The sequence below is a fragment of the Moraxella sp. CTOTU47724 genome (assembly GCF_032014955.1).
In the GTDB taxonomy this organism is placed as follows: Bacteria; Pseudomonadota; Gammaproteobacteria; order Pseudomonadales; family Moraxellaceae; genus Faucicola; species Faucicola tetraodonis.
On record NZ_DALZSV010000014.1, the window covers coordinates 1 to 24,347 of the forward strand.

Sequence of the window (24,347 nt, forward strand, 5' to 3'; positions counted from 1 at the left end):
GCTAAAACAGGAAGATAATCAAATTATTCTTTCACCAAAATCTGACACTAAAGACGGTTGGATGCACACTGGTACAGTTCGTGCATTATTAAGCAACATGGTTAAAGGTGTTACTGAAGGCTTCGAACGTCGTCTACAATTGATTGGTGTTGGTTATAAAGCCGCTGTTGCTGGCAATAAAGTTAACCTAAACTTAGGCTACTCACACCCAATCGAATATGTACTACCTGAAGGTGTTACTGCTGAAACCCCAACTGCGACTGAAATCGTGTTAAAATCTAGCGACAAACAAAAGCTAGGTCAAGCAGCAGCAAACATTCGTGGCTATCGCCCACCTGAGCCTTACAAAGGCAAAGGCGTTCGTTATAGCGATGAGTATGTCGCTCGTAAAGAAGCTAAGAAAAAATAAGGTGAAATGACATGTTTGATAAAAAAGCTGCTCGCCTTCGCAGAGCGAAAAAAACCCGTGCACATATCCGTGGTTTAGGCGTAAATCGTCTATCTGTTAATCGTACTAACACCCACATTTATGCACAAGTTATCTCACCAACGGGTGGTGAAGTATTAGCCCAAGCTTCAACGTTAGATACTACTTTACGTGCTGGTCAAACTAGCAACATCGAAGCTGCAACTGCCGTTGGTAAATTAATTGCAGAACGCGCTAAAGCTGCCGGTATTACTAAAGTTGCGTTTGATCGTAGCGGTTTTAAATATCATGGTCGTGTTAAAGCATTAGCTGAAGCCGCTCGTGAAAATGGATTGGAGTTCTAATCATGGCAAAAGTTGAACAAACAGACGGTTTAGTAGAGCGCTTAGTCACAGTTGGCCGTGTATCTAAAGTTGTAAAAGGTGGTCGTATCTTTTCTTTCACCGCACTCACAGTGGTAGGTGATGGTAATGGTCGTGTTGGTTTTGGTCGTGGTAAAGCGCGTGAAGTGCCTGCAGCGATTCAAAAAGCACTAGAAGCTGCCAAACGTAATATGATTACCGTTGATTTAGCAGGTACAACCCTTCAACATCCTATTACTGCTAGCCACGGTGCAAGCCGCGTGTATATGCAACCAGCCTCTGAAGGTACAGGTGTTATCGCGGGTGGTGCAATGCGTGCAGTATTAGAAGTTGCAGGCGTAGAAAACGTATTAGCAAAATGCTATGGTTCAACCAATGCTGCTAACGTTGTACGTGCAACTTTCAACGGGTTAAAAGAAATGTCTTCTCCTGAAAAAGTTGCGGCAAAACGCGGCAAATCAGTTGAAGAAATCTTGGGCTAAGCTAAGGTGAGCTAACATGAAAAAAATGAAAGTTACTCAAGTAAAATCGAGTGCCCATCGCCTAGCAAGCCATAAAGCTTGTTTGAAAGGTCTAGGGTTACGTCGTATTGGACATACTGTCGAAGTTGAAGATACCCCTTCGACCCGTGGTATGGTAAACCGCGTTAACTACTTAGTTAAAGTGGAGGAAGTATAATGGGTCTACGTTTAAATGAATTGAGCCCAGCTGAAGGTTCAAGAAAAAATAAACTTCGCCGTGGTCGTGGTATCGGTTCTGGTATCGGTAAAACCGGTGGTCGTGGTGTTAAAGGTCAAACCTCACGTACAGGTTCTGGTATTCGCTCAGGTTTTGAAGGTGGTCAAATGCCTTTATACCGTCGTTTGCCAAAATTTGGTTTTACCAGTAAACTTGCAATGGTAACGGCAGAAGTGCGTTTATCAGAATTAAATCAAGTTGATGGTGACGTGGTAAGCGTTGAGTCTTTAAAAGCAGCGAATATCATTCGCCACGATATGCAACGTGTTCGTATCATCCTTTCAGGTGACGTAACCAAAGCATATACTTTTAAAGGTGTTAAAGTGACTAAAGGTGCTAAAGCGGCTATTGAAGCAGCTGGTGGTACTGTTGAGGAGTAATCCTACATGACTAAGCATTCAACATCGATGAATCCTCTAGCATTTATTCGTAAGTACGATGAATTATTTAATCGTTTACTATTTTTGTTGGGTGCTTTAGTCGTCTATCGTTTCGGTTCACACGTACCTATTCCTGGTATGGATCCAGAAAGCTTATCGAAATTTTTTCAAACCAATGAAAATACTATTTTAGGTTTGTTTAATATGTTTTCTGGTGGGGCATTAGAGCGGATGTCAGTCATGGCACTCGGGATTATGCCTTATATTTCTGCTTCAATCATTGTCCAGATGATGACGGCGGTTATACCATCATTGGATGCATTAAAAAAAGAAGGCCAAGCCGGTCAACGCCAAATCAACAAGTATACACGCCAATTAACCCTTGCCTTAGCTTTGGTTCAATCAATTGGTATGTGTACAGGTCTGATTAGTCAGAATCTTACATTGACCAGTGGTCTTGGTTTTTATATTCCTGCGGTAACCTCGTTGGTTGCAGGGTCGATGTTTTTGATGTGGTTAGGTGAACAGATTACTGAACGTGGTATTGGTAACGGTATTTCAATGCTGATTTTAGCGGGTATCGTAGCGACTTTTCCACAAGTGGTCACACAGTCAATTAACTCTGTCCAGCAAGGGCAAATGAACATGATTGCCTTGTTGATATTTAGTTTATTGGCCTTAGCGGTGGTGGCAGGGATTGTATTTATTGAGCGTGCACAGCGCCGCATCCCCGTCAACTATGCCCAAAAGCAATCGCAAGAACGAAAAATATATGCACAGCAGCAATCGCATTTGCCATTAAAAATTAATATGGCAGGGGTTATTCCAGCGATTTTTGCTAGTTCATTGTTGTTATTCCCAGCGAGTTTGGGACAGTGGGTAGGTCAATCACCCAATCCCAATATTTTTCAAAGTTTCTTGCAGAATATGGCATTAGTGTTATCACCCGGCCAGCCGCTGTATTTGGTAATTTTTGCAGCCTTGATTATTTTCTTTTGTTATTTTTATACCGCGTTGGTATTTAGTCCAAAAGAAGTATCAGAGAATTTGAAACGAAGTGGGGCGTATATTCCAGGTATTCGTCCAGGTTTACAAACTCAACGTTATTTAGATCATGTATTAAATCGCTTAACCTTTATTGGTGCGATTTATATGACAATTATTTGTTTGATGCCGATGATATTGCAATCTGCGTTTGGTATTCCGTTTCATCTAGGCGGTACCTCAGTACTGATTAGTGTGGTCGTGATTATGGACTTTATTGCCCAAGTTAAAGCGCACTTAATGACTCACCAATACCATGATTATTCGCTGATGCAAACTATGGAAGTCAAGCATTCATAACTACTACTAGGAGCTGAAAATGAAAGTTCAAGCATCTGTAAAAAGAATCTGCGGTAGCTGCAAAATTGTACGCCGCAAAGGCGTTGTTCGCGTTATTTGTAGTGCAGAACCGCGTCATAAACAACGTCAAGGTTAATCTAAATTGTTAGATTGGACTTGAAATCAGGTAGCGGATACTGTATTATCCGCTACTTGTCGTTATTTTGACACATTTGTAGATAACCAAGTGTTTCAAAATGCTACATCAGTAGATGATTAACTCATCTTTTCCTTATAATTGGAGAAATGTCAATGGCTCGTATTGCCGGTGTAAACATTCCGGACAACAAGCACGCTATCATTTCACTCACTTATATTTTTGGTATTGGTCGTACCACTGCTGCTAAAATTTTAGAAGCGGTAAACATTGCACCAACTACTAAAATCAGTGAACTAAATGATACTCAGCTTGATGCTGTCCGTACCCAAGTTGCAGAGTATGCGACTGAAGGTGACTTGCGTCGTGAAATCTCGATGAATATTAAACGTTTAGTAGACTTAGGTTGCTATCGTGGCTTGCGTCATCGTCGCGGTTTACCAGTAAATGGTCAACGCACAAAAACAAATGCGCGTACTCGTAAGGGTCCACGTAAAGCAATCAGAAAATAATTAACTTAGGAAGCTAAAAGATGGCAAAAGACACTCGTAGTCGCAAAAAAGTGACTCGCCGCTCGGTAGCTGAGGGCGTAGCGCACATCCATGCGTCTTTTAATAACACCATTGTAACGATTACCGATCGTCAAGGTAATGCTTTGGCTTGGGCCACCGCTGGTGGACAAGGCTTCCGTGGTTCACGTAAATCTACACCATTTGCTGCACAGGTTGCGGCTGAAGTTGCTGGTAAAGCAGCACAAGAATATGGTGTCAAGAATGTTGATGTCTTGGTTAAAGGTCCAGGACCTGGTCGTGAGTCTGCGGTAAGAGCCTTAGGTGCATTGGGTTATAAAATAAACAGCATTAGCGATATAACCCCGATTCCTCATAACGGAACTCGTCCACCGAAAAAACGTCGCGTATAAGGAGACTTTCATGGCCCGTTATCTAGGTCCAAAATTAAAACTTTCTCGTCGTGAAGGTACTGATTTACAATTAAAATCAGGCGTAAAAGCGTACGAAGAAAAAACCAAAAAAGCTGACCGTGCCCCTGGTCAACATGGTAATCCACGTAGCAAAACGTCAGAGTATTCTGCACAGCTTCGTGAAAAACAAAAAGTAAAACGCATTTATGGTGTGTTAGAGCGTCAATTCTCAAACTACTATAAAGAAGCTGCGCGTATGAAAGGCGCAACTGGCGAAAACTTGCTTCAAATGTTAGAACGTCGCCTCGATAACGTTGTTTATCGTATGGGTTTTGGTGCAACTCGCGCAGAAGCTCGCCAATTAGTTAGCCACCGTGCTATTCTAGTAAAAAAAGCGGGTCGTGATGAGTTTGTTCGTGTGAACATTCCTTCAATCCAATTGCAAGATGGTGATGTGATTGCCGTACACGAAAAAGCCAAAGAACAATTACGTATTAAAAACGCAATTGAATTGGCGGGTCAACGTGGTACGCCTGTATGGTTGGAAGTTGATCACAGCAAATTGCAAGGTACTTTTAAACAAGCGCCAGAGCGTGCTGATTTACCAACCGAAATCAACGAAAGCTTAATCGTTGAGTTGTACTCTAAATAATTAATTTTACTATAAAGTCGAGGTGACAAATGATGCTAAATGCTACTGAGTTTCTTACACCGAATGCCATTCATGTGGACACGGTCAATGAAACACACGCCAAAGTCACGCTCGAACCGTTAGAACGAGGTTTTGGGCATACCTTAGGTAATGCCCTACGTCGTATTCTATTATCTTCATTGCCTGGTGCAGCTGTAATCGAAGCTGAAATCGAAGGCGTTGATCATGAGTATTCAACCCTTGAAGGGTTGCAAGAAGATGTGTTAGATCTATTGTTAAATTTAAAAGGTTTAGCGATCCAATTGCATGATCAAAATGAAGTATTCTTGACCCTTAACAAACAAGGTCCTGGCACTGTACTAGCATCAGATATTGAGTTACCTCACAATGTAGAGATTATCAATCCTGATTTAGTTTTAGGTACATTAAGTGATCGTGGTCATTTAAAAATGCGTTTGCGTGTAGCAGTAGGTCGTGGTTATGAGCCTGCCAATGTACGTAAAGATTCTGGTGATAATAAAGTTATTGGTCGTTTAAAATTGGACGCTAGCTATAGCCCAATCTTACGCGTGGCATACCAAGTTGAAAATGCCCGTGTTGAACAGCGCACTGACTTAGACCGTTTGGTTATTGAACTTGAAACCAATGGTACCATCGATCCAGAAGAAGCGATTCGCAAAGCAGCAACGATTTTGCAGCAGCAAATTGCCGTATTTGTTGACCTTGAAGCGGAAGCTACCCCAGAACCTGTTAAGGAAAAAGAAGAAGTTGACCCTGTGCTACTGCGCCCAGTGGATGACTTAGAATTAACGGTTCGCTCAGCAAATTGCTTGAAGGCGGAAAATATCTATTACATTGGCGATTTGGTACAACGCACCGAAACTGAGTTGTTAAAAACCCCAAATCTCGGTAAGAAATCATTAACTGAAATCAAAGACGTCCTTGCTTCTAAAGACTTAGAGCTTGGTATGCGCCTTGAAAATTGGCCACCTGCTGATTTACGTGTTGATGACCGCTTCTCTTACCGTAGCCGTTAAAATTTAAAGGAAGTTTGACCATGCGACATCGTAACAGTGGAGTTAAGTTGGGTCGTACCAGCAGCCATCGTAAGGCCATGTTCCAAAATATGACCAACTCACTATTTGAACATGAACTCATCAAAACTACTCTTCCTAAAGCTAAAGAGCTTCGCCGTGTGGCAGAGCCACTAATTACTTTGGCAAAAGAAGATTCAGTTGCTAACCGTCGTCTAGCGTTTAACCGCTTACGTAATAAAGCGACTGTAGGTAAATTATTCACGACACTAGGCCCACGCTACAAAGCGCGTCCAGGTGGTTATTTACGTATCATCAAATGTGGTTATCGCGATGGCGATGCTGCACCGATGGCATACGTTGAATTAGTAGACCGTGACTAATCATACTGATTAAAAAAACCCCATAGGTTCGCGCTTATGGGGTTTTTTGTTTATAGTGATAAATCCTCAATTAACCTTTGGAAAAATGATGCAATTGAGTTTTGATGTGCTAGTGATGTTAACGTTGGTCGCAGGGATTGCGGGATTTTTAGATGCCATGGCAGGGGGTGGCGGCTTATTGACCATTCCTGCCCTGTTAATGGCAAATGTTCCTACGCTTTATACCTTGGGCACCAACAAGCTGCAAGCAACGGCAGGTTCGCTCTCTGCCTCTATTACCATGATACGCAAAGGCAAAATTCACCCCAAGCAAATTTGGCGTTCGATTATCGCCTGTTTTGTGGGAGCCGTGCTAGGCGCCATGGCTGTACAACTTTCTCCGCCAGTGTTATTAGCCAAAGGCATTCCTTTTTTAATCGCGCTTATTGGTATTTATTATCTGTTTGCACCCGCTATTGGTGAGGTCAAATCTGCACCACGAATCAGCAAAAAAAAATGGCAATATGGGATGTCACCCTTGATTGGCTTTTATGATGGCTATTTGGGCCCTGGTACAGGGATGTTTTTTGCACTAGGCGGTATCACCATGCGGGGCCTGGATATGATTACCGCGACTGCCAATGCCAAGTTACTCAACTTTACCAGCAATGCAGCATCGTTGATGTTTTTTATATTGGGTGGAAAAGTGCTTTGGTCAGTGGGGCTTGCTATGATGGTGGGGCAATTTATCGGTGCTTCATTGGGCGCGCAGATGGTGGTCAAAGGCGGTACCAAGTTTATTCGACCAGTGATTGTGGTGATGTGTTTTGCGATGCTAATTAAATATGTGTTTTTTTCTTAATAATTTTTATTTATGATAGCGGTAGCATTATTCATACTTTGAGTATCGAGAATATGACAACTGAAATGATTTTAAGTATCTTTCTTGGGATTGGCTTAGCGGCAAGTAGCGGGTTTCGTGTGTTTGTACCGCTGTTTGCGCTCAGTTGTGCTGCGTATTTTCATATCATTCCCCTTAATGATAGCTGGCAGTGGGTGGCATCTACGCCTGCGTTAATTATTTTGGGTGTAGCCAGTATTGCAGAGTCGATCAGTTATTTAATCCCGTTGGTTGATCATCTGTTAGATACGGTTGCTGTACCGCTCGCAGGGATTGCAGGAACATTGGTCATGGCTTCGACATTGACCGATATGAGTCCTGCCATGACTTGGGCGCTAGCGATCATTGCTGGCGGCGGCGCCGCGGCTACGATAAAAGGTACAGCTGCCACCACGCGCGTGGCTTCGACTGCCACGACGGGCGGTTTGGCAAATCCCGCTGTTTCAGTGGCAGAGACTGGGACAGCGATAGGGCTGTCGGCTTTGTCGATTTTTTCACCCATGTTTGCGATGATTGCGTTAATCATTGGTTTACTGATGATGATTTGGGTGGTAATAATGGTTAAAAACCGCGTCAAACGCTAAGGCATCTTGCCTGTTTCTTGTAAAGAAAGCGTGCCATCTTGACCCACGATAATATGGTCAATCAAAGTCATATCGACAAGCTGACACGCTTTTGCCAAACTGCGAGTAATTTCCAGATCTGCCTGTGACGCTGTGGCAGAGGTGCTTGGATGATTATGGGCAATAATAAGCTGACTTGCCCCGTATTTTAACGCACAGCGCAACACTTCCCGCACACACACCGAGCACGATGAAATACCACCTGTGAATAATACCTCATACTGGATTAAGGTGAGTTGATTGGTCAAAAACAGCACCGCAAACACTTCGCGATTGAGCGGTCGCAGCTGCGTAGTCAGATAGTCTTTGACTAACTGACTGGCGTTAAGGGTAGGGGCTTGTTTGACTTGGCTGGCAAGGTAGCGTTTGCCCATTTCAAGGCTTGCCAAAATCTGCGCGTATTTTGCCATGCCGATACCATGACACGCCATAACTGCTTCACTAGGGGCAGATAGTAACTGAGCCAGACTGCCAAATTTTTCAATCAAGCCACGAGCCAGTTCGATAGCGGATTGGTCTTTGGTACCTGTGCGTAAGAATATTGCCAAAATCTCGCTATCGGATAGACTCTCAGCGCCTTTTTGCAGTAGCTTCTCTCGGGGGCGCTCGTCTTGGTGCCAGTCTTTGATTGCCATAGGCATTTCCTAATAAATGATGATTAATCATACCTAAAATGGCAGAAAATTGTTACTATAGGCGAAATTTTTTAGTGCTATTATCTTATGAAAAACATCCTTCTTGGTATCACAGGCGGTATTGCTGCCTACAAATCTGCCTCGTTTGCCCGACTATTGATTAAAAATGGCTATGACGTCCGTGTTATTATGACGGCAAGCGCGCAAGCCTTTATTACACCGTTAACGCTGCAGGCCTTGACGGGCAACCAAGTGCATATCGACTTGTTGGATGAGAGTGCTGAGCTAGGAATGGGGCATATTGAACTGGCAAAATGGGCGGATTTACTGATTATCGCACCTGCTACCGCAAATACGATTGCTAAACTGGCCATGGGAATAGCGGATGATTTACTCACTACCGTTTGCCTTGCCACCACGGCACCGATTTTGGTGGCACCTGCTATGAATCAGCAAATGTGGCAACATCCATCGGTCAAACTTAATTTGCAGACGTTAACCGATTATGATTATGAAATCATCCAACCAGCCAGCGGTGAACAAGCCTGTGGTGATATCGGTGAGGGAAGATTGCCAGAGCCAGAGCAGTTGCTTGAATACGTGCAATATTTCATCGCTAGACAAATCACACCACAAGTATTGGCGGGTAAAAATGTGACAATCACCGCAGGTCCAACGATTGAAGCCATAGACCCTGTGCGCTATCTATCCAATCATTCCACGGGCAAAATGGGATTTGCGCTGGCAAAAGCGTGCCGTAATGCAGGCGCGAGGGTAACCTTGATCGTTGGGGGTAAAGTGCCCATACCAACGCCACTACTGGTCAATCGTATCGATGTGTTATCGGCTGAAGAAATGCTAATGACCGCTCGCCAATGCGCTAGTGACGATATATGTGAATGCCATGACGATCACGACCATGACCACCATCATCATGACCATGATCATCACTACCATCATGACCATGATGAATTTGGCAATGATATTGAGGTCGAACCTGTCAGCAAAGCGACCGATATTTTTATTGCCACGGCTGCGGTTGCCGATTATCGCACGCGTGATGTCGTGCCGCAAAAGATTAAAAAAACGCAAGATCAGATGGCACTGGATTTGGTGAAAAACCCTGATATTTTGGCGACCATTGCCAAAGAATTCCCTGAGGTTTTTGTGGTAGGATTTGCGGCAGAAACCCAAGATATCGAAAAATACGCCCGTGGCAAGCTTGACGCCAAAAACTTAGATATGATTGCCTGTAATGATGTATCCCGCACCGATATCGGTTTTGGCAGTGATGACAATGCCATGACGGTGTTTTTCAGGGATAGAGCAGCAGGGGCGACACTAGAAAAAGCCAGTAAAGATAAAATCGCGGAACAATTGGTTGCTTTAATTGGGGAAAATTTGCATTAATCACCCAAAAAAGCTGCGTGATTGCACCCAACTTTTTTGCATTAACTAAAGTGTGTCTTAGGTTGTTTTAGCTTTTAGCCGCTAATTAGTTTGGTGTTAATGATTAGTGATAGTTGCGATTTTAGCGATGGTTAATATATTTCATCACTTGACGGGGTAGCGCTGATGAAAAGTATCAGCGTTTATTCTACTATCCGTTGTAGTCGTAAAGCTCTGTCATATAAGGCATTTTTTTTCGTCCCTGTGATATCGCTGGCGAGCTGTGCGGCCTTTTTCACCGACAAATCTTGCAATAATCGTTTTAGCAATTCATCGTGTTGATTATCATGATTCTGTAATTCACTTGCCCCAGCGACCACCAGTACCATTTCCCCTTTTTGCTGATTGGCATCGCTTGCAACAAACTGCTTTAGTTCGCCGAGCGTTGATGGATAAATGGTTTCAAACGTTTTGGTTATCTCACGGCAAAACGTCACTTGTCGATTGTCGCCAAGCACCGTAATCATGTCATCGATACACTCAACAATACGATGGGGCGCTTCATAAAAAATCAGCGTGGCAGTTAAATCCTTGATTTTAGTCAATTCGCTTTGGCGTCCTGCGGTTTTGGCAGGCAAAAAGCCGTAAAAATAAAACTTGTCTGAGGGTAATCCTGCGACCGATAGGGCGGCTATGGCAGCACTGGCGCCGACAACCGGCGAGACTTTGATACCGGCTTGGTGACAGGCGCGCACCAGTCGAAAACCAGGGTCGCTAATGAGTGGGGTGCCGGCATCACTGATAATCGCGATACTTTGCCCTGACTGTAATATCTCAATCAGTTTAGGGGTCTGTACTTCGGCATTGTGATCGTGATAAGCCCAAGTTTTGGTGGGGATGTTAAAGTGGTTGAGCAGTTTGCCCGAGGTACGGGTGTCCTCACAGGCGATGATAGCCACGGTTTTTAGGCAGTCGATGGCGTGGGCGGTGATATCGGATAAATTACCAATCGGGGTGGCGACGATATAGAGTGTGCCTTGATTTGAAGTCATATTTTTCTCGTTTTCTTTATAAAATTATCGTTCAATGAAAGTTATTTTTGGAACATCTGTGAGACTCGTTAAAACACTAATACAATCACTTTCACCCAGAATAAAGAATTCATTTGGGCGGTTACCCTTCATGTCAAAGACATATTGTGAAGTAAAGCCTTTTCGTAATTTTTCCTGTTCATACCAGCCATTTTCTGAAACAGATAATAACCAATTTTTAGGGTATTCATCATTTGGAAAGTCTAGTAAATCTCCTTCTCTAAGCATTCTAAAACCCATGACATATTCAAAGTCTAAATATACTAACTCATAATCTTGTGGTTTAAATAGCAATGTTACTCGCAATGTACGGCCGTCATAATGAATCGCATCAATGGCGGGAATGAGATTTTCAAAGGGAAGGTTAGGATAAACTTGGCATTTTGGATTTTGCATTGTTTAATTCTCAAAGTATAATAAATTTCATTTTAACATAGTCAATCATCCTTCAAAATGAAACTCACCGCCCCAAAACAGCGCCAAGGCGACTATTATGAAACCCTCGCCAAACACTACCTTGAAGCGCAAGGCTTAACGTTTTTTGCCAAAAACTGGCACTACAAAAACTTGGGCGAGCTTGATTTGGTGATGCTTGAGCCGACGCAAAAAATCCCTTGCTTAGTCATTGTCGAAGTGCGTCAACGAAAAGCCAGCCAATTTGGCACAAGTTTAGACAGTATCACCCCCGCCAAACAACGCAAAATCGTTAAAACTACCGCCGCTTTTTTACAAGCGCATCCGCAATTTGATAACTTTGACATTCGCTTTGATGTGGTAAGTTATGAAGGCGCTGCAACTGCAGGGCAGGCTGTTATGCCAACGCCTACGTGGATCAAGGACGCTTTTAGCGTGAATTAAGCATTTTGTATAACGTATAAACTTAGCAAAAATTATGCTATGCTACGCAGCAAAATAGTATAATTTTACCCCTCTTTTATTAGGTATTTCCCATGAACGCACAAGATTTAATTACTTTACTACAACCCCATTTTCCGAGTGGCAAAATCGAAGCCGCCAATCAAGGCAACAAATTTGATGTGCGCGTGGTGGATGACAGCTTTGAGGGTAAGCGTGCTGTCGCGCGTCAACAAGCCGTATTGGGGTTGGTGTCTGATAAATTTGCGTCAGGTGAAATCCATGCACTCAATATCCAAGCGTTGACCTATGCCCAGTGGCATGATATGCAAGCCAAACAAGCTGCGCAATAAGCCATTTTTAGGAGAAACACATGGATAAATTTTTAATCACGGGTGGCACTCAAGTTAAAGGGGAAGTGGTCGTCTCTGGTGCAAAAAATGCGGCATTACCCTTGCTTGCGGCAATGATTTTGGCAGAAACCCCCGTCACCCTGCACAATGTACCGACACTCAAAGACGTCAATACCTTGGTCAAATTGATTGCGGGCACGGGTATCACCATTGAAAAGAACGGCGATACGGTGACTTGCGATACCAGTACCATCAATAGCTACTATGCCCCCTATGAGCTGGTCAAAACCATGCGTGCATCGATTTTGGTATTGGGGCCGCTGCTTGCGCGCTTTGGGCAGGCTGAAGTGTCGCTACCTGGTGGCTGCGCAATTGGCTCACGCCCTGTTGACCAACATCTAAAAGCCTTGGAAGCGATGGGTGCGACCATCACTGTTGAAAATGGCTATGTCAAAGCCAAAGCACCTGCTAGCGGTCGGCTAAAAGGTTGTCATTTCACCTTTGATATGGTCACGGTTGGCGGTACGGAAAATACCATCATGGCAGCGGCATTGGCAGAAGGAACCACGCACCTAGAAAACTGTGCGCGTGAACCAGAAGTAGTTGATCTGGCTAATATGCTTGTCAAAATGGGCGCAAAAATTGAAGGCATTGGCACCGCTTATATGACCATTGAAGGCGTTGACAAATTAAATGGCTGTGAGTACTCAGTAGTACCAGACCGTATTGAAACAGGCTCATATCTTGCGCTTGCCATGATGACAGGCGGCGAAGTGACTGCCAAAAAAACCGAAGCAAGCTTGATGCAATCTGTGCTTAAAAAATTTGAAGAAATGGGCGCCCAAGTCACTGTTGGCAGCGACTGGATTAATGTCAAAATGGCAGGTCGTCCAAAAGCGGTTGATATCCGCACATTACCACACCCTGCGTTTCCAACCGATATGCAAGCGCAGCTCATGACAGTTTGCTGTATTGCAGAAGGCACCAGTACCATTATTGAGAATATTTTTGAAAATCGTTACATGCACGTCCCTGAGCTGCAACGTATGGGCGCCAATATCAAAGTCGATGGTCATACTGCCGTTGTTCAAGGCGTCGATAAACTCAATGCCGCGCCTGTCATTGCAACCGATTTACGCGCGTCTATGTCACTGGTAATGGCAGCGGTGGCAGCCCAAGGCGAGACCTGTATCGAGCGCATTTACCACATCGACCGTGGTTATGAGTATGTGGAAGATAAACTGCGCGGCTTGGGTGTCGCCATTGAGCGGGTAAAAGGCGAATAACAGGTATAAGACAATGACACAAGCAAATGATGCCAATTATAACGGTCTTACCTTAGCCTTATCCAAAGGGCGAATCTTAAAAGATACCTTGCCCCTGCTAAAAAAAGCAGGTATCGAACTACTTGAAGACCCCGAAGAATCACGTAAACTGATTTTCCCGACCACGCATGCTGACGTGCGGATTTTGATTTTACGCGCCAGTGACGTGCCAACCTATGTGGAGCATGGGGCGGCGGATTTTGGTGTGGCGGGTAAAGATGTGCTGATGGAGCATGGATCAAGCAATTTATATGAATTGCTTGACCTACAAATTGCCAAATGCCGTTTGATGACGGCAGGTAAAGTGGGGCTACAATTACCCAGTCGTCGTCTTCGGATTGCTACCAAATATGTCAATGTGACGCGCGCGTTTTTTGCCAGTCGCGGTGAGCAAGTGGATGTGATTAAGCTATATGGTTCCATGGAACTTGCGCCCTTGGTAGGCTTGGGTGATTTGATTGTGGATGTGGTTGATACCGGTAATACCTTGAAAGCCAATGGTCTAGAGCCGCGTCAAGAGATTTGCCAAGTCTCTTCGCGTTTAATTGTCAATCAAGTCAGTTATAAACGCAAATTTGCCCTGCTTGAGCCCATCATCGAAAGCTTTAAGCAAAGCGTCGCTGATAACACCCAGTAACGGTTCAAAAATCACCATGATGCAGCATCTTTTTGTGTATGGCACGCTAGCGCCCAATCGCGACAACCACGCTATCATGACACCTATCAACGGCAGTTGGCAGCCTGCGACTATTCGTGGGCATTTGATGCCAGATGGCGGTTGGGGCTCGGCGCTTGGATTTCCTGCAGTCATCCCAGATGAACAAGGCGACATGGTAGCGGGCTTGGTGTTTTCGTCGGATGATTTGGTCAATCATTGGACGCGGCTAGATGAGTTTGAAGGTGAAGCCTATCAGCGCGTTGAAGTAACAGCCACGCTTGACAATGGTGCAAAAATCCAAACCTTTGTGTATGCACTCGACAATTTACAGCATTATTAAAGCTGGCTATGCCGATTAAAACATGGAAGATGAAAACATGGAAAATTAAGACATTGAAGATTAAAAAAAGACGTTATTAAGACGTCTTTTTTTAACTGGGTGAATTTTAACTGGATGAAAACTGAAAGTCGTGATGGGTTGGCTCAGTTTAGCCGATTTTGATGCACTAATTTTGATGGGTTGACGAAGCTGTGCAGGCTAAAAAGCCGCTTTCATCCATGAAAAATTTGTTATGCTATGGGTTAGTCATTTTTTATTCTTAGGGGAATACCATGCGATTGTTAAATAGCCAACAAGCCAGTTTTGAGCAGGAATTGACAGAGCTGCTTGCTTTTGAAACGGTAAATGATCCAGCGCTACTGGCTACGGTTGATGATATTATCGCGCAAGTGCGTCAGGGTGGGGATGAGGTGGTGTTAAAACTGACGCAACAATTTGACAACCATCCTGCCAAAACTTTTGCTGAGCTAGAGATTTCACAAGAAAAGCTCAAACAAGCATTTGATGGGTTAAATCCTACAATCAAGCAAGCGCTTGAACTGGCGGCACAGCGCGTCACATCTTTTCACGAGCGCCAACGGCAAGAAAGCTGGACGTATCAAGATACGCTAGGCAATACGCTTGGACAACAAGTTACGCCACTCGATAAAGTGGGTATTTATGTGCCAGGTGGGCTGGCAAGTTATCCATCCAGCGTCTTGATGAATGCGTTACCCGCCAAAGTGGCAGGGGTCGGGCAAATTATCATGGTGGTGCCTGCCCCTCGCGGTGAATTAAATCCCTTGGTATTGGCAGCCGCTTATTTGGCGGGTGTGGATAAAGTCTTTACCATTGGGGGCGCGCAAGCGGTGGCAGCGTTGGCTTACGGCACTAACACCATCCCGCAAGTCGATAAAATCACAGGACCTGGCAACAAATACGTGGCAGCCGCCAAACGCGCCGTGTTTGGGCAAGTGGGCATTGATATGATTGCCGGTCCCTCGGAAGTACTGGTATATGCCGAAGGTGTAGCAAATGATAAAGCGGATTGGTTAGCCATGGATTTATTGTCGCAAGCTGAGCATGACACCGTTGCGCAAGCGATTTTTGTCACCCCATCTGAGCCATTACTCAAAAAAGTTGCGCAGGAAATCGAAAAAGCCTTAGCAGATTTGCCAAAAGCTGACATTGCTAAAGCGGCGATTGCCAACCGTGGCGCGCTGATTTTGGTGAAAGACCGCGCAGAAGGTATTGAGGTGATTAACCGCATTGCCCCGGAGCATTTGGAATTGTCGGTAGATGACCCAGAGGCGATGGTCAAAGATGTCCGCCATGCGGGCGCTATCTTTATGGGTCGCTATACCCCTGAAGCCATTGGCGATTATTGCGCTGGCCCTAATCACGTGTTGCCAACGTCAGGTACCGCACGTTTTAGTTCACCGCTCGGCGTGTATGATTTTCAAAAGAAATCTTCGATTATTTATTGTAGCGAGCAAGGTAGCCAAACGTTGGCAAAAACTGCCGATATATTGGCGGTGGAAGAAAATTTGGATGCCCACGCGCGTTCAGCCCGTTACCGTGTAAAATAGGTTCAAACGCGCCTGTGATAATTCAACAGCTTATGGCAATTCAACAGTGCATTTAACTCATTTAACTCATTTTAAGGGGGAAGTTAACGCTGTTTTGTCAATACATCGAGGCGTAGCTGTTCTTCAGGCGTAAACATCGTCTGCTGTAAAGCCACAATTTGTTGCTGTGCTTGCGGCACATTACCCAATTTGCCCAGTATTTGGTTAGACTGTGTCTGATAAGTTGCCACACGCTGCGCAAATTGCGCTTCAGATTGGTCAAGCTGCTCAAGCCGTTTGACCGCTTCAGGGGAGACATATTGACTACGCATGGCATTGATTTGGCTTTGCGTTGCCCCTTGCTGCTGCATTTGCTGCGTTTGCGCTAATAACTTGTCAATATTGCGCTGCTGGGTTAGCTTTGTCTGTAGATTTGGGTCTTTAACGCTGGCGATATAGGCAGTTTGCGCCTTATCAATGATTGCTTGGCGCTGGTCATTGCTCAGTTGTGCGTTTTGGTTGGCTTCGACGACCGTCATGTTGTAGTCATTGAGGGCTTGTTCATCCCCAAAAAAGGCTTCACGGGTTTTGGCGTCAAAATAGCGGGCTTGCAGCTGTTGTACTGCGCGTAGTTGGTTCTTAATCGCAGATAAATCTAATGCGCTGACGTTGGGGTTTTGCTGTGCTTTAGGCTTATCTAGCTGGCTGACAGCAGTCAAATAGGTTAGATAATTTTGAAAAATCTGAACCGCTTGGCTTGCGGCAGGCTCAGGCGTATGTTCACGAATATAGGCAATCACCCGTTGTTCAATCTGGCTTAACGGCTCTTCCCCTTGTGCGGACAAAAAATAATCAAACAGTCGGCGCAAACCGGCGGTCACCACCAATTGCTTGTTTCCATCGATAATAATTTCGCCATCGACTTGGGTGCCTTGGAGTGATTTGGGCAGTGATGTAGGTAAGGGGGCAGTGTTTGCGGTGATGGGTGATGTGTTGGTTAGGATTTGATGGGACGGCAATCCACTAGATGGACTGGTACTGGCAGCATCCTGCGGCAAAGGATTGGCTATTTTGACAGCGTCCTTAGGTTTTAACCACAGTATGCAGGCTATCAATAATGCGATGATGCCACTGGCTAATACGATTATTAGCCAGTTTATCGATCGTTGGTTTGTGTCAGGGTTGTTTGAAGGAACCATAGGCATAAGCTTACAACGATTGACCTTTTAAGCGATTGACTTGGTTGCGATAGACAGTCAATGGATTGGTGTCTAGCAAACTGACAATGCCAAATACCTGATTGACTGAATCCATATGATTCATTTTGTAGTTATCACGAATCACTGCACCCAGACGACTTGAACAGGGTGAGACAAGACCATCATTGGCTTCGCCATTGAATGACAAACCCGTCAACCCCAACACTGCATCAGACGGATCGACAAGCGTCGTCATAGTTTGGTCGCCACTAAATGAGTAATAACGCACATTATTGACCACCGTGTTTTTTGGGTATCCACAATAACTGGTCGGCATGGCTGCAGGGAATTTTTGGTTAAATTTGGCTGCATAATTGGTGGTGAGTGCATTGACGGCTGCCCAGCCATCTTGCTGCTGAAGTTGATTGAGTGGCACGCCAGATCCAATATCCATCACACCGCCCACCAATTCAAAAAACTTGATTGCCATTAAAGAGGCGGTATTAAATTCGCCAGCGGGTAAGCCATCAGCCGCACTGCCTTCGGTCACCATTTTGACCGTCCAGTCCGCCATTTTTGAGCCTTGCTCAGGACTGGAAATCGCCGTCACAGATGAGACTAGCGATGGCGCAACCCCCGCCACATAGCGAATATCAATCCCGCCGTGGCTATGACCGATTAAGTTAACCTTCGGGCTGCCGGTGATTGCAATGATGGTTTTGACTTGTTGGAGTAGCTGCTCACCGCGTACTTCGGTGTCATTGACACTTGACGTCTTGGTCACATACACACTTGCGCCATTTTTGGTGAGATCTTGAGGGATGCCATTAAAATAATCGACCAAACCAAACATTTTGCTCCAGCCCCCAAGCCCATGAGCAAGTACGATAGGGTATTTGGTTTTTGCATAATCTGAGGTGGCGTTGAGAGTAGTGACTGCGACACAGCCCGTGGCATTGGCACAGTTATAATAGCTTGAGGCATAAGAAGACGCAGAAAATGCGATGGAAGAAAAAACCAATCCTTTGGCGGCACGGCGCATAAAGCGATGATGTGACATATACTTATCCTTGTAAAGTCATAGTGAAGTTTCGCTGTCCTATGGATTAATTTAACCTAAATCAAGAATTTGTGAATCAAATGAAATGACTGATCAGTATATTTTTCTGCAATGTCAGTTGATGCAGTATGTAGGTAGAGTTAAAGATCAAGTGATGTATTGGCACAATTGGCGTGCCATCTACAAAAGCAGACACAAATTATCATTGATTTTTTGCTATGATTTGCTAAGGTAACGGCTGATTTTTCGTTTTTGCTGTTTGTTGATTTTTTGCCCCTCATTACAAGAGAATAACTGACCCACTATGTTAGAACTACTATCTGACCCGTCAGCGTGGCTAAGCCTTGCGACGCTTGTCATTCTTGAGATTGTTTTAGGTATTGATAATCTTGTCTTTATTGCCATCTTAGCCAATAAACTCCCGCCGCATCAGCGTGCTAAAGCCCGTAATCTAGGTCTTGGCTTGGCATTGGTCATGCGGCTGTTCTTATTGTCGATTATGTCATGGCTCATTACCTTAACCGATCCCGTGCTCACATTGGGAAGTTTTGATTTATCGGTTCGCGACATTATTTTATTGGTAGGCGGGGTGTTCTTGTTGTTTAAAGCAACGACAGAGCTGCATGAGCGGCTAGAAGGAAAACCTGAGCATACCAACCAAAGCAAAGTACAAGCTGGGTTTATCGCGGTTGTTGCACAGATTGTGATTTTAGATGCGGTGTTCTCGTTTGATGCGGTGATTACCGCTGTAGGCATGGCAAAACACCTTGAAATCATGATGGCGGCAGTAATCATTGCCATGGCATTGATGGTGGCTGCGTCTAAAGCGCTCACAGAGTTTGTCGGTCGTCATCCAACCGTGGTGATTTTATGCTTAAGTTTCTTACTGATGATTGGCTTTAGTTTAATTGTCGAAGGACTAGGCTTTCATATGCCAAAAGGTTACTTGTATGCGGCGATTGCGTTCTCAATTTTAATTGAAGCGTTTAACCAAGTAGCCAAACGCAATAAAACCAAATATGAAAATCAAATTCCGATTCGTGACCGTACCGCGGATGCGATTTTACGTTTAATGGGTGGTAAAACCGAAGAAGCGGTTACCCCAGAGAATAATTCAGAGCATTTTGATTTTGATAGTATGCCTTTTGCGCAAGAAGAGCGTTATATGATTAGTGGCGTATTAGCGCTCAATGAGCGCGATGTACATACCATCATGACGCCGCGCAATGATATCTCTTGGGTCAATATCAACGGTAGCCGCGAAGAAATGCGCGCGCAATTGCTTGATACGCCGCATAGTTTGTTCCCTGTGTGCCGAGATACCATTGATAAAGTGCTTGGGGTAGTACGCGCCAAAGACTTTTTGGATTTGCTCGATAACAATGTCGCAGATATTGAAACCGCCATTAAACCCTTACTTAACAAGCAGCAGCCTGTGTTTGTGTCAGAGAGCATTGACAATCTAAAACTGCTCAATATGCTCAAAAAAGCCAAAGGTAATTTGGCAATGGTGATTGATGAATACGGTCAAGTCGCAGGATTAGTGACACCGCTTGATGTGCTAGAGGCGATTGCAGGTGAGTTCCCTGATGAAGATGAAACCTTAGAAATTATTCCGTATGACGATTATTGGATTGTGAATGGCACAGCAAGTTTGCACCAACTACGTTTGGAGCTTGACGATCCAGATTTTCTACTCGATGCCGATCAGTTCACCATTGGCGGGTATTTGATTTCGCAGCTGACCGATGCCCCAAAAGTCAATCAAACCATTGATATCGGTGCCTATAAGTTTACCATTCTAGAAACTTCAACATCGCGCATTTTGAAATTAAAAGTTGAACGTGAAGCCCCGATGGTGGCAACGGTTTAAATCACTGATTGGGTATAAAAGAAGGGGTAATTAACCCCTTTTTTTTGTATGACTTTTTTAGGGATATAACAATTAAGGAATTTGCTTAATTGTCAAGGTGATAGTAGGCAGTTTGCTGGTTGACGTGGCAGTAGATTGACTGGACACAGGCGTGGATGATAGCGCAGTCAAGGTAATATCCATATTGGCAAAACGCTGTGTTTGACGCAAGTCTCCGCGCAAATCCCCAATCGATAGGTTGAGGGTTTGTGGGCGAGAGGCGGTAGTCATAGCCGTGACCGCTACTGTGGCATTGCCTGCCCAAATACACTGTACGCCTGTGGCACAGCGGCTATCATTGAGCACTTTATCAAAAGTCAGATTTAGCTGGTGTTCTTTAACAAAGATGTTTTGACCCAGTGCAAGCGTGACCGTGCGAGTGGCATTGGCTGGCTGGTTGACTGTTGAAGGCGTTGGTTTGGCGGGCAAGGTGGGCGCAGTCATACAGGCGGTTAATAGGCTCGTAGTGAGTAAGGCGATACTTGTGGTTTGAATGATTTTTTTCATCAGTAATTTCCTTTTTTCTTAACGGTTAATTTTATTTCTGGTTTTTAGTTTTGATTTTTAGTGTTATTTTTAGGGGCAAAAAAACGCTGTAGTCCCGCCAATACCAAGTCTTGCCGAATTTCCACGCTGGCTGATAGGTGCGGCTCAAAAGTATGGGCATCACCGCCTGTCATGGTGATTTCAAATTGAGGGTAGCGATGAATGGTTTCATTGATGGCCCCGACAATGGATAACATAATACCATGATGCACCGCGTCTTGGGTATTGGTGCCTGAATCTATACTATCAAAAGTGCCATCAATAATACTAATCTGGCGCGTTCCCGAAAATAGTGACTCGCGCTGCAAATAGATACTGGGGGAAATATAGCCCCCCAAGTGATGACCCTGATCGACCAAATCAATGGTAACGGCAGTGCCGCAGCCAATAACGCATTGTTTTTTGCTAGGCTCGATGATGCCGAGCATTTGTAGCCAGCGGTCAACGCCAAGTTGGGCGGGGTTATAGTCGCTCGACATCAGCGCGTGCTTGGCATGGACTTGGGCAAATTCAAACGGTTTTTGCAATCGCTCTAGGCTTTCTGCAACGTGATTATTGACGGCTTGTCCGAGCACGGATGACACCCCGATAAAATCAGGATTGAGTCGTTCAAGCCGAAAGGTCAACCCTTTGAGCAATTCGGCAGGCGCTTGCAAATGCTGCTCAGCCGCATGATCGAGCACTTGACCGCTATCGTCCGTGAGCCAATATTTTAAGCGGGTATTACCCAAGTCTAGCCAAAGTTTTGTCATAAATAATAGCCTTTGAATGGGATGCTTTATTTGTGTTTATTTGCCTGCAACGATGAAACGGCTGAATCCAAAACTTGAATGGTGCCTGTCCAAATCGTTTGTATGCTGCCATCTGCTTGCTCAATGAGTAGACAGCCTTGCGCATCGATACCTGCTGCAATGCCTGTGATTGATTGCTCAGATAAGGCGTTATGAATTTGCAAATACTTGTTTTTTAATAGGTCTTTTTGGGCAAAATCATGGATAAATTGTTGGCTCGCTTCAGCCGCTTGCAGCTGATTAAATTGCCCAATCGCATTAGTTATGGCATCGCGAACGGGCTGATAAAACTCACTGGGTTGTAAGCGCTGCGCTGTCAAATCTTGCAGGCTTACCGCTTGGTAGTTTAAGCCTTCTTGGGTTTGCTCGGTCAGCACAGGGGCATGGGCAATATTGATGCCCACACCGATAACGATGCCTAGCATGTGACCTGCGACATTGACAGGTTCTATCAAAATACCCGAGAGTTTTTGAAATTGGTCAGGTAGGTTGGCTTGTGGTTGATAAAAACCCACATCGTTCACCCATTTGACACCAATGGTTGGCAAATGCTTTGCCAGTCTTGTTTGATTGATGTGTTCTATGATAGGGATTTGACAGAGCTGATAACCCACGCACAGTGACAAGCGACCATCTAGTCGATAAGATAAGCAAAGATTTTGCGGCAATGCATAGGCTTGTGTCGGCACATACAGCGATAAATAAACATTGCCTAGCGGTGATTGCCATGTTCTGCCATGTTGACCACGTCCGCCTGATTGGGTATCAGCAGTGAGTAAATGGGGGCGGCTAAAATGCGGTCGGTTATGGTCGGTGGGCGACTGGTCGTGATAGCTTAGCACCATCCACTCAATCAGCTGGCTGTTGGTTGAGTGGGTGCTGGCTAAATGGGTATGGCAAAGCGAATCAATTCTCATGAGGATGGGTACATAGGGTCGGGTTCATAAGCTTAGGCACAATGTTACAAACGTCAAAAAGATAAGTTTGCTATACTAACGCTATTTTTAATCAAAGGAAATGCAAAAAATGATGTATCTGTGGTTTTTGCTGGCCGGGGCATTTGCTGGCATTTGTGCCGGGCTATTTGGTGTCGGTGGCGGATTGATTATCGTACCCGTGCTGATGGCGATTTTTAAAGCTTATGGCTATCCAAGCGATGTTATTACCCATTTGGCGGTAGGGACATCGCTTGCCACGATTGTGGTGACATCGATAAGCTCCATGCAATCGCACAATAAGCGCGGTGGCGTGCGCTGGGATGTATGGCGCAATATGTCAATTGGCTTGGTGGTTGGTAGTTTTGTTGGTGCTTATATCGCAGATTTATTGCATGGTAAGGTCTTGGCGTTTTTGATTGCTGGCATGGCGCTGTTTATGGGGCTAAAAATGCTTTTGGCTAAAAAATCGGAAGTTATCGCGACCACTCACTTGCCATCTGCGCCTGTACAAACAGGAGTGGGCGGGTTCATTGGGGCAGCATCGGCGATTTTTGGTATTGGCGGTGGCAGTTTTACCGTACCGTTTTTGAGCCGTTTTGGTTTGACCATGCAACAAGCGGTGGGTACGTCAGCAGCCTGTGGCTTACCGATTGCCATTGCGGGGGCGCTCGGGTTTATGTTTTTTGGCAAAGATGTACAGGGCTTGCCCGCTGAGGCGATTGGCTTTGTGCATATCACTGCGTTTTTATGTATTTCAGTGATGAGTTATTTATTTGCCAAAGTGGGGGCAAAATTGGCGCACCAATTGCCTGCCAACACTTTAAAGCGCATGTTCGGTGGTCTGCTGCTGATTGTGGGTGCAAAAATGATGCTGGGCGCGCTTGGGATTAATTTATGGTAAAAATAAACATGGGTTTTGTGTCATGTCATGAGAATGAATTTTATAATCCATTCTCAATCATATGCCCCATACGCTCTTTTTTGGTGTTGAGGTAGGCTTCATTGTGCGGATTGACCCCAACAAGCAGGGGCACCCGCTCAACCACTTCAATACCAATATCATTGAGATAGTCAATTTTGTTGGGGTTGTTGGTTATCAGCTTTACCTTATCCACACCGACGTGCTCAAGCATCGGCTTGCACATCTCATAGGTGCGAGCATCGGCAGGTAAATCGAGCAGCAAATTGGCATCAAGCGTATCATGTCCTTGGTCTTGCAATGCGTAAGCTCGGATTTTATTGGTCAGTCCAATCCCGCGTCCTTCTTGGCGCAAATATAAAATCGCCCCGCAGCCGCCATTTTTAGCATAAGCTTGAATCATCTGCATGGTGGCGTTGAGCTGGGGGCCGCAGTCGCATTTAAGCGAACTAAAGGCATCCCCTGTCAAACATTCGCTATGAATGCGTACCAATGGGATTTCGGATTTATCGGCCGTGGGCAAGCCAACCGTCAGCATGACGTGTTCATGTTTACGATTGCCCAGAGCATCGCGTGCCGTGTCGTCCGTATCTTCAAACACATGAATATCAAATAGCCCATGCGCTGTTGGTAAGGTTGCTTGCGTGATAAATTGATACGACACCCACTACTCCAAAAAAATGTCCAAAAAAATGACCCACTGACCCAACCAACTGAACCAAGTCGGCAAACCCAAAAATAAAAGTGCCCTTTACATGAAGGCATTGATTAAAATATCAAGAAGGATAGCGTCATTACGCATCTTATCAATAAACCGCAAGCTAGGTTGGTATGCTATCTGAGATAACTTTTTTGTCAAAATTTATCAAAAACTCAAGGCTTTAGTCTAAACTTTATAGCAGCTATAA

General features: G+C 44.8%; 32 protein-coding genes. 23 read left to right on the forward strand and 9 right to left on the reverse strand.

Translation table 11 applies throughout. From position 1 onward, the window contains the following. From rplF to RTR63_RS04675, 14 genes are all read left to right on the forward strand, one after another. A partial coding sequence (gene rplF / locus RTR63_RS04610; RefSeq protein WP_312522920.1) for a 50S ribosomal protein L6 occupies positions 1 to 409 on the forward strand: 409 nt, incomplete at its 5' end. Positions 410 to 420: 11 nt separating this feature from the next. Then, positions 421 to 771 carry a 50S ribosomal protein L18 gene (rplR, locus tag RTR63_RS04615; RefSeq protein WP_007115561.1) on the forward strand — a complete coding sequence of 117 codons (351 nt, stop codon included), beginning with the start codon at positions 421 to 423 and terminating at the stop codon, positions 769 to 771. 2 nt (positions 772 to 773) lie between these two features. Further along, on the forward strand, positions 774 to 1,271 hold the full coding sequence (gene rpsE / locus RTR63_RS04620) for a 30S ribosomal protein S5 (RefSeq protein ID WP_007115562.1): 498 nt from the start codon (positions 774 to 776) through the stop codon (positions 1,269 to 1,271). Positions 1,272 to 1,287: 16 nt separating this feature from the next. After that, positions 1,288 to 1,467, forward strand: a complete 180-nt coding sequence (rpmD, locus tag RTR63_RS04625; RefSeq protein ID WP_007115563.1) for a 50S ribosomal protein L30 — start codon at positions 1,288 to 1,290, stop codon at positions 1,465 to 1,467. Continuing rightward, positions 1,467 to 1,907, forward strand: coding sequence for a 50S ribosomal protein L15 (gene rplO, locus RTR63_RS04630; RefSeq protein WP_007115564.1), 441 nt, complete (start codon positions 1,467 to 1,469; stop codon positions 1,905 to 1,907). Before rpmD ends, rplO begins: the two co-directional genes overlap by 1 nt. Before the next feature lie 6 nt (positions 1,908 to 1,913). Then, positions 1,914 to 3,251, forward strand: coding sequence for a preprotein translocase subunit SecY (gene secY, locus RTR63_RS04635; protein WP_007115565.1), 1,338 nt, complete (start codon positions 1,914 to 1,916; stop codon positions 3,249 to 3,251). Positions 3,252 to 3,270: 19 nt separating this feature from the next. After that, positions 3,271 to 3,387 carry a 50S ribosomal protein L36 gene (gene rpmJ, locus RTR63_RS04640; protein ID WP_040403280.1) on the forward strand — a complete coding sequence of 39 codons (117 nt, stop codon included), beginning with the start codon at positions 3,271 to 3,273 and terminating at the stop codon, positions 3,385 to 3,387. A gap of 155 nt (positions 3,388 to 3,542) precedes the next feature. Then, entirely contained in the window at positions 3,543 to 3,899 is a 357-nt protein-coding gene (gene rpsM / locus RTR63_RS04645) for a 30S ribosomal protein S13 (protein WP_007115566.1), read from the forward strand. A gap of 20 nt (positions 3,900 to 3,919) precedes the next feature. Continuing rightward, complete coding sequence (gene rpsK, locus RTR63_RS04650) at positions 3,920 to 4,309, forward strand: 30S ribosomal protein S11 (RefSeq protein WP_007115567.1); 390 nt, start codon at positions 3,920 to 3,922, stop codon at positions 4,307 to 4,309. A gap of 10 nt (positions 4,310 to 4,319) precedes the next feature. Further along, positions 4,320 to 4,961, forward strand: coding sequence for a 30S ribosomal protein S4 (rpsD, locus tag RTR63_RS04655; RefSeq protein WP_007115568.1), 642 nt, complete (start codon positions 4,320 to 4,322; stop codon positions 4,959 to 4,961). A gap of 29 nt (positions 4,962 to 4,990) precedes the next feature. Beyond that, complete coding sequence (locus RTR63_RS04660; protein WP_065253362.1) at positions 4,991 to 5,998, forward strand: DNA-directed RNA polymerase subunit alpha; 1,008 nt, start codon at positions 4,991 to 4,993, stop codon at positions 5,996 to 5,998. 20 nt (positions 5,999 to 6,018) lie between these two features. Further along, positions 6,019 to 6,378: a 50S ribosomal protein L17 gene (gene rplQ, locus RTR63_RS04665; protein ID WP_036593417.1), complete on the forward strand. Its 360-nt coding sequence runs from the start codon at positions 6,019 to 6,021 to the stop codon at positions 6,376 to 6,378. Between the two features lie 88 nt (positions 6,379 to 6,466). Continuing rightward, a complete protein-coding gene (locus tag RTR63_RS04670; RefSeq protein WP_159771674.1) occupies positions 6,467 to 7,219 on the forward strand; it encodes a TSUP family transporter in 753 nt (250 codons plus the stop codon). Between the two features lie 53 nt (positions 7,220 to 7,272). Then, entirely contained in the window at positions 7,273 to 7,842 is a 570-nt protein-coding gene (locus RTR63_RS04675; RefSeq protein ID WP_007115572.1) for a DUF4126 domain-containing protein, read from the forward strand. Here RTR63_RS04675 and radC read toward each other — a convergent pair. Continuing rightward, positions 7,839 to 8,516: a RadC family protein gene (gene radC, locus RTR63_RS04680; protein ID WP_065253360.1), complete on the reverse strand. Its 678-nt coding sequence runs from the start codon at positions 8,514 to 8,516 to the stop codon at positions 7,839 to 7,841. The two genes, RTR63_RS04675 and radC, sit on opposite strands and share 4 nt — an antisense overlap. An 87-nt stretch (positions 8,517 to 8,603) precedes the next feature. On the opposite strand from radC, the gene coaBC reads away from it, so the two are divergent. After that, complete coding sequence (coaBC, locus tag RTR63_RS04685; RefSeq protein ID WP_312522923.1) at positions 8,604 to 9,926, forward strand: bifunctional phosphopantothenoylcysteine decarboxylase/phosphopantothenate--cysteine ligase CoaBC; 1,323 nt, start codon at positions 8,604 to 8,606, stop codon at positions 9,924 to 9,926. A gap of 182 nt (positions 9,927 to 10,108) precedes the next feature. On the opposite strand, the gene rsmI is transcribed toward coaBC, so the two are convergent. Continuing rightward, a complete protein-coding gene (gene rsmI, locus RTR63_RS04690) occupies positions 10,109 to 10,957 on the reverse strand; it encodes a 16S rRNA (cytidine(1402)-2'-O)-methyltransferase (RefSeq protein ID WP_312522925.1) in 849 nt (282 codons plus the stop codon). A 24-nt stretch (positions 10,958 to 10,981) separates the two neighbouring features. After that, entirely contained in the window at positions 10,982 to 11,392 is a 411-nt protein-coding gene (locus tag RTR63_RS04695; protein WP_007115576.1) for a hypothetical protein, read from the reverse strand. A gap of 57 nt (positions 11,393 to 11,449) precedes the next feature. Here RTR63_RS04695 and RTR63_RS04700 point away from each other — a divergent pair, with 57 nt between their 5' ends. From RTR63_RS04700 to hisD, 6 genes are all read left to right on the forward strand, one after another. After that, positions 11,450 to 11,854, forward strand: a complete 405-nt coding sequence (locus RTR63_RS04700; protein WP_007115577.1) for a YraN family protein — start codon at positions 11,450 to 11,452, stop codon at positions 11,852 to 11,854. Positions 11,855 to 11,946: 92 nt separating this feature from the next. Beyond that, entirely contained in the window at positions 11,947 to 12,204 is a 258-nt protein-coding gene (locus tag RTR63_RS04705) for a BolA/IbaG family iron-sulfur metabolism protein (protein ID WP_007115578.1), read from the forward strand. 20 nt (positions 12,205 to 12,224) lie between these two features. After that, on the forward strand, positions 12,225 to 13,490 hold the full coding sequence (gene murA, locus RTR63_RS04710; protein WP_312522929.1) for a UDP-N-acetylglucosamine 1-carboxyvinyltransferase: 1,266 nt from the start codon (positions 12,225 to 12,227) through the stop codon (positions 13,488 to 13,490). A 13-nt stretch (positions 13,491 to 13,503) separates the two neighbouring features. Beyond that, positions 13,504 to 14,166 carry an ATP phosphoribosyltransferase gene (gene hisG / locus RTR63_RS04715; protein ID WP_065253353.1) on the forward strand — a complete coding sequence of 221 codons (663 nt, stop codon included), beginning with the start codon at positions 13,504 to 13,506 and terminating at the stop codon, positions 14,164 to 14,166. A 16-nt stretch (positions 14,167 to 14,182) separates the two neighbouring features. After that, positions 14,183 to 14,527 (forward strand): gamma-glutamylcyclotransferase family protein, encoded by a 345-nt coding sequence (locus RTR63_RS04720; RefSeq protein ID WP_312522931.1) that lies wholly within the window; start codon positions 14,183 to 14,185, stop codon positions 14,525 to 14,527. Between the two features lie 272 nt (positions 14,528 to 14,799). Continuing rightward, complete coding sequence (hisD, locus tag RTR63_RS04725; RefSeq protein WP_312522933.1) at positions 14,800 to 16,095, forward strand: histidinol dehydrogenase; 1,296 nt, start codon at positions 14,800 to 14,802, stop codon at positions 16,093 to 16,095. Between the two features lie 83 nt (positions 16,096 to 16,178). Here hisD and RTR63_RS04730 read toward each other — a convergent pair whose 3' ends face one another. After that, a complete protein-coding gene (locus RTR63_RS04730; protein ID WP_312522935.1) occupies positions 16,179 to 17,273 on the reverse strand; it encodes a lipase secretion chaperone in 1,095 nt (364 codons plus the stop codon). Between the two features lie 10 nt (positions 17,274 to 17,283). Further along, positions 17,284 to 18,333 (reverse strand): esterase/lipase family protein, encoded by a 1,050-nt coding sequence (locus tag RTR63_RS04735; RefSeq protein WP_312522937.1) that lies wholly within the window; start codon positions 18,331 to 18,333, stop codon positions 17,284 to 17,286. 304 nt (positions 18,334 to 18,637) lie between these two features. On the opposite strand from RTR63_RS04735, the gene RTR63_RS04740 reads away from it, so the two are divergent. Then, complete coding sequence (locus RTR63_RS04740) at positions 18,638 to 20,206, forward strand: TerC family protein (protein ID WP_312522939.1); 1,569 nt, start codon at positions 18,638 to 18,640, stop codon at positions 20,204 to 20,206. A gap of 72 nt (positions 20,207 to 20,278) precedes the next feature. Here the strand turns inward: RTR63_RS04740 and RTR63_RS04745 are convergent, their stop codons facing one another. Genes RTR63_RS04745 through RTR63_RS04755 form a run of 3 tightly spaced genes read right to left on the reverse strand, consistent with a single transcriptional unit; the run spans position 20,279 to position 22,499 of the window. Continuing rightward, positions 20,279 to 20,752, reverse strand: coding sequence for a hypothetical protein (locus tag RTR63_RS04745; RefSeq protein ID WP_065253348.1), 474 nt, complete (start codon positions 20,750 to 20,752; stop codon positions 20,279 to 20,281). A gap of 44 nt (positions 20,753 to 20,796) precedes the next feature. Continuing rightward, positions 20,797 to 21,543 carry a pantothenate kinase gene (locus tag RTR63_RS04750; RefSeq protein WP_065253347.1) on the reverse strand — a complete coding sequence of 249 codons (747 nt, stop codon included), beginning with the start codon at positions 21,541 to 21,543 and terminating at the stop codon, positions 20,797 to 20,799. Positions 21,544 to 21,569: 26 nt separating this feature from the next. Next, entirely contained in the window at positions 21,570 to 22,499 is a 930-nt protein-coding gene (locus tag RTR63_RS04755; RefSeq protein WP_312522943.1) for a biotin--[acetyl-CoA-carboxylase] ligase, read from the reverse strand. A 109-nt stretch (positions 22,500 to 22,608) separates the two neighbouring features. Between RTR63_RS04755 and RTR63_RS04760 the strand changes: the two genes are divergently transcribed. Then, a complete protein-coding gene (locus RTR63_RS04760) occupies positions 22,609 to 23,421 on the forward strand; it encodes a sulfite exporter TauE/SafE family protein (protein ID WP_312115599.1) in 813 nt (270 codons plus the stop codon). Between the two features lie 40 nt (positions 23,422 to 23,461). Here the strand turns inward: RTR63_RS04760 and ribA are convergent, their stop codons facing one another. Next, positions 23,462 to 24,103 (reverse strand): GTP cyclohydrolase II, encoded by a 642-nt coding sequence (gene ribA / locus RTR63_RS04765; protein ID WP_248107170.1) that lies wholly within the window; start codon positions 24,101 to 24,103, stop codon positions 23,462 to 23,464. Positions 24,104 to 24,347 lie beyond the last annotated feature (244 nt).

Bases quoted from the DNA above. Each gene is read 5' to 3' on its own strand.
- rplR (WP_007115561.1), top strand. From the start codon at position 421: ATGTTTGATAAAAAAGCTGCTCGCCTTCGCAGAGCGAAAAAAACCCGT.
- rpsE (WP_007115562.1), top strand. From the start codon at position 774: ATGGCAAAAGTTGAACAAACAGACGGTTTAGTAGAGCGCTTAGTCACA.
- rpmD (WP_007115563.1), top strand. From the start codon at position 1,288: ATGAAAAAAATGAAAGTTACTCAAGTAAAATCGAGTGCCCATCGCCTA.
- rplO (WP_007115564.1), top strand. From the start codon at position 1,467: ATGGGTCTACGTTTAAATGAATTGAGCCCAGCTGAAGGTTCAAGAAAA.
- secY (WP_007115565.1), top strand. From the start codon at position 1,914: ATGACTAAGCATTCAACATCGATGAATCCTCTAGCATTTATTCGTAAG.
- rpmJ (WP_040403280.1), top strand. From the start codon at position 3,271: ATGAAAGTTCAAGCATCTGTAAAAAGAATCTGCGGTAGCTGCAAAATT.
- rpsM (WP_007115566.1), top strand. From the start codon at position 3,543: ATGGCTCGTATTGCCGGTGTAAACATTCCGGACAACAAGCACGCTATC.
- rpsK (WP_007115567.1), top strand. From the start codon at position 3,920: ATGGCAAAAGACACTCGTAGTCGCAAAAAAGTGACTCGCCGCTCGGTA.
- rpsD (WP_007115568.1), top strand. From the start codon at position 4,320: ATGGCCCGTTATCTAGGTCCAAAATTAAAACTTTCTCGTCGTGAAGGT.
- RTR63_RS04660 (WP_065253362.1), top strand. From the start codon at position 4,991: ATGATGCTAAATGCTACTGAGTTTCTTACACCGAATGCCATTCATGTG.
- rplQ (WP_036593417.1), top strand. From the start codon at position 6,019: ATGCGACATCGTAACAGTGGAGTTAAGTTGGGTCGTACCAGCAGCCAT.
- RTR63_RS04670 (WP_159771674.1), top strand. From the start codon at position 6,467: ATGCAATTGAGTTTTGATGTGCTAGTGATGTTAACGTTGGTCGCAGGG.
- RTR63_RS04675 (WP_007115572.1), top strand. From the start codon at position 7,273: ATGACAACTGAAATGATTTTAAGTATCTTTCTTGGGATTGGCTTAGCG.
- radC (WP_065253360.1), bottom strand. From the start codon at position 8,516: ATGGCAATCAAAGACTGGCACCAAGACGAGCGCCCCCGAGAGAAGCTA.
- coaBC (WP_312522923.1), top strand. From the start codon at position 8,604: ATGAAAAACATCCTTCTTGGTATCACAGGCGGTATTGCTGCCTACAAA.
- rsmI (WP_312522925.1), bottom strand. From the start codon at position 10,957: ATGACTTCAAATCAAGGCACACTCTATATCGTCGCCACCCCGATTGGT.
- RTR63_RS04695 (WP_007115576.1), bottom strand. From the start codon at position 11,392: ATGCAAAATCCAAAATGCCAAGTTTATCCTAACCTTCCCTTTGAAAAT.
- RTR63_RS04700 (WP_007115577.1), top strand. From the start codon at position 11,450: ATGAAACTCACCGCCCCAAAACAGCGCCAAGGCGACTATTATGAAACC.
- RTR63_RS04705 (WP_007115578.1), top strand. From the start codon at position 11,947: ATGAACGCACAAGATTTAATTACTTTACTACAACCCCATTTTCCGAGT.
- murA (WP_312522929.1), top strand. From the start codon at position 12,225: ATGGATAAATTTTTAATCACGGGTGGCACTCAAGTTAAAGGGGAAGTG.
- hisG (WP_065253353.1), top strand. From the start codon at position 13,504: ATGACACAAGCAAATGATGCCAATTATAACGGTCTTACCTTAGCCTTA.
- RTR63_RS04720 (WP_312522931.1), top strand. From the start codon at position 14,183: ATGATGCAGCATCTTTTTGTGTATGGCACGCTAGCGCCCAATCGCGAC.
- hisD (WP_312522933.1), top strand. From the start codon at position 14,800: ATGCGATTGTTAAATAGCCAACAAGCCAGTTTTGAGCAGGAATTGACA.
- RTR63_RS04730 (WP_312522935.1), bottom strand. From the start codon at position 17,273: ATGGTTCCTTCAAACAACCCTGACACAAACCAACGATCGATAAACTGG.
- RTR63_RS04735 (WP_312522937.1), bottom strand. From the start codon at position 18,333: ATGTCACATCATCGCTTTATGCGCCGTGCCGCCAAAGGATTGGTTTTT.
- RTR63_RS04740 (WP_312522939.1), top strand. From the start codon at position 18,638: ATGTTAGAACTACTATCTGACCCGTCAGCGTGGCTAAGCCTTGCGACG.
- RTR63_RS04745 (WP_065253348.1), bottom strand. From the start codon at position 20,752: ATGAAAAAAATCATTCAAACCACAAGTATCGCCTTACTCACTACGAGC.
- RTR63_RS04750 (WP_065253347.1), bottom strand. From the start codon at position 21,543: ATGACAAAACTTTGGCTAGACTTGGGTAATACCCGCTTAAAATATTGG.
- RTR63_RS04755 (WP_312522943.1), bottom strand. From the start codon at position 22,499: ATGAGAATTGATTCGCTTTGCCATACCCATTTAGCCAGCACCCACTCA.
- RTR63_RS04760 (WP_312115599.1), top strand. From the start codon at position 22,609: ATGATGTATCTGTGGTTTTTGCTGGCCGGGGCATTTGCTGGCATTTGT.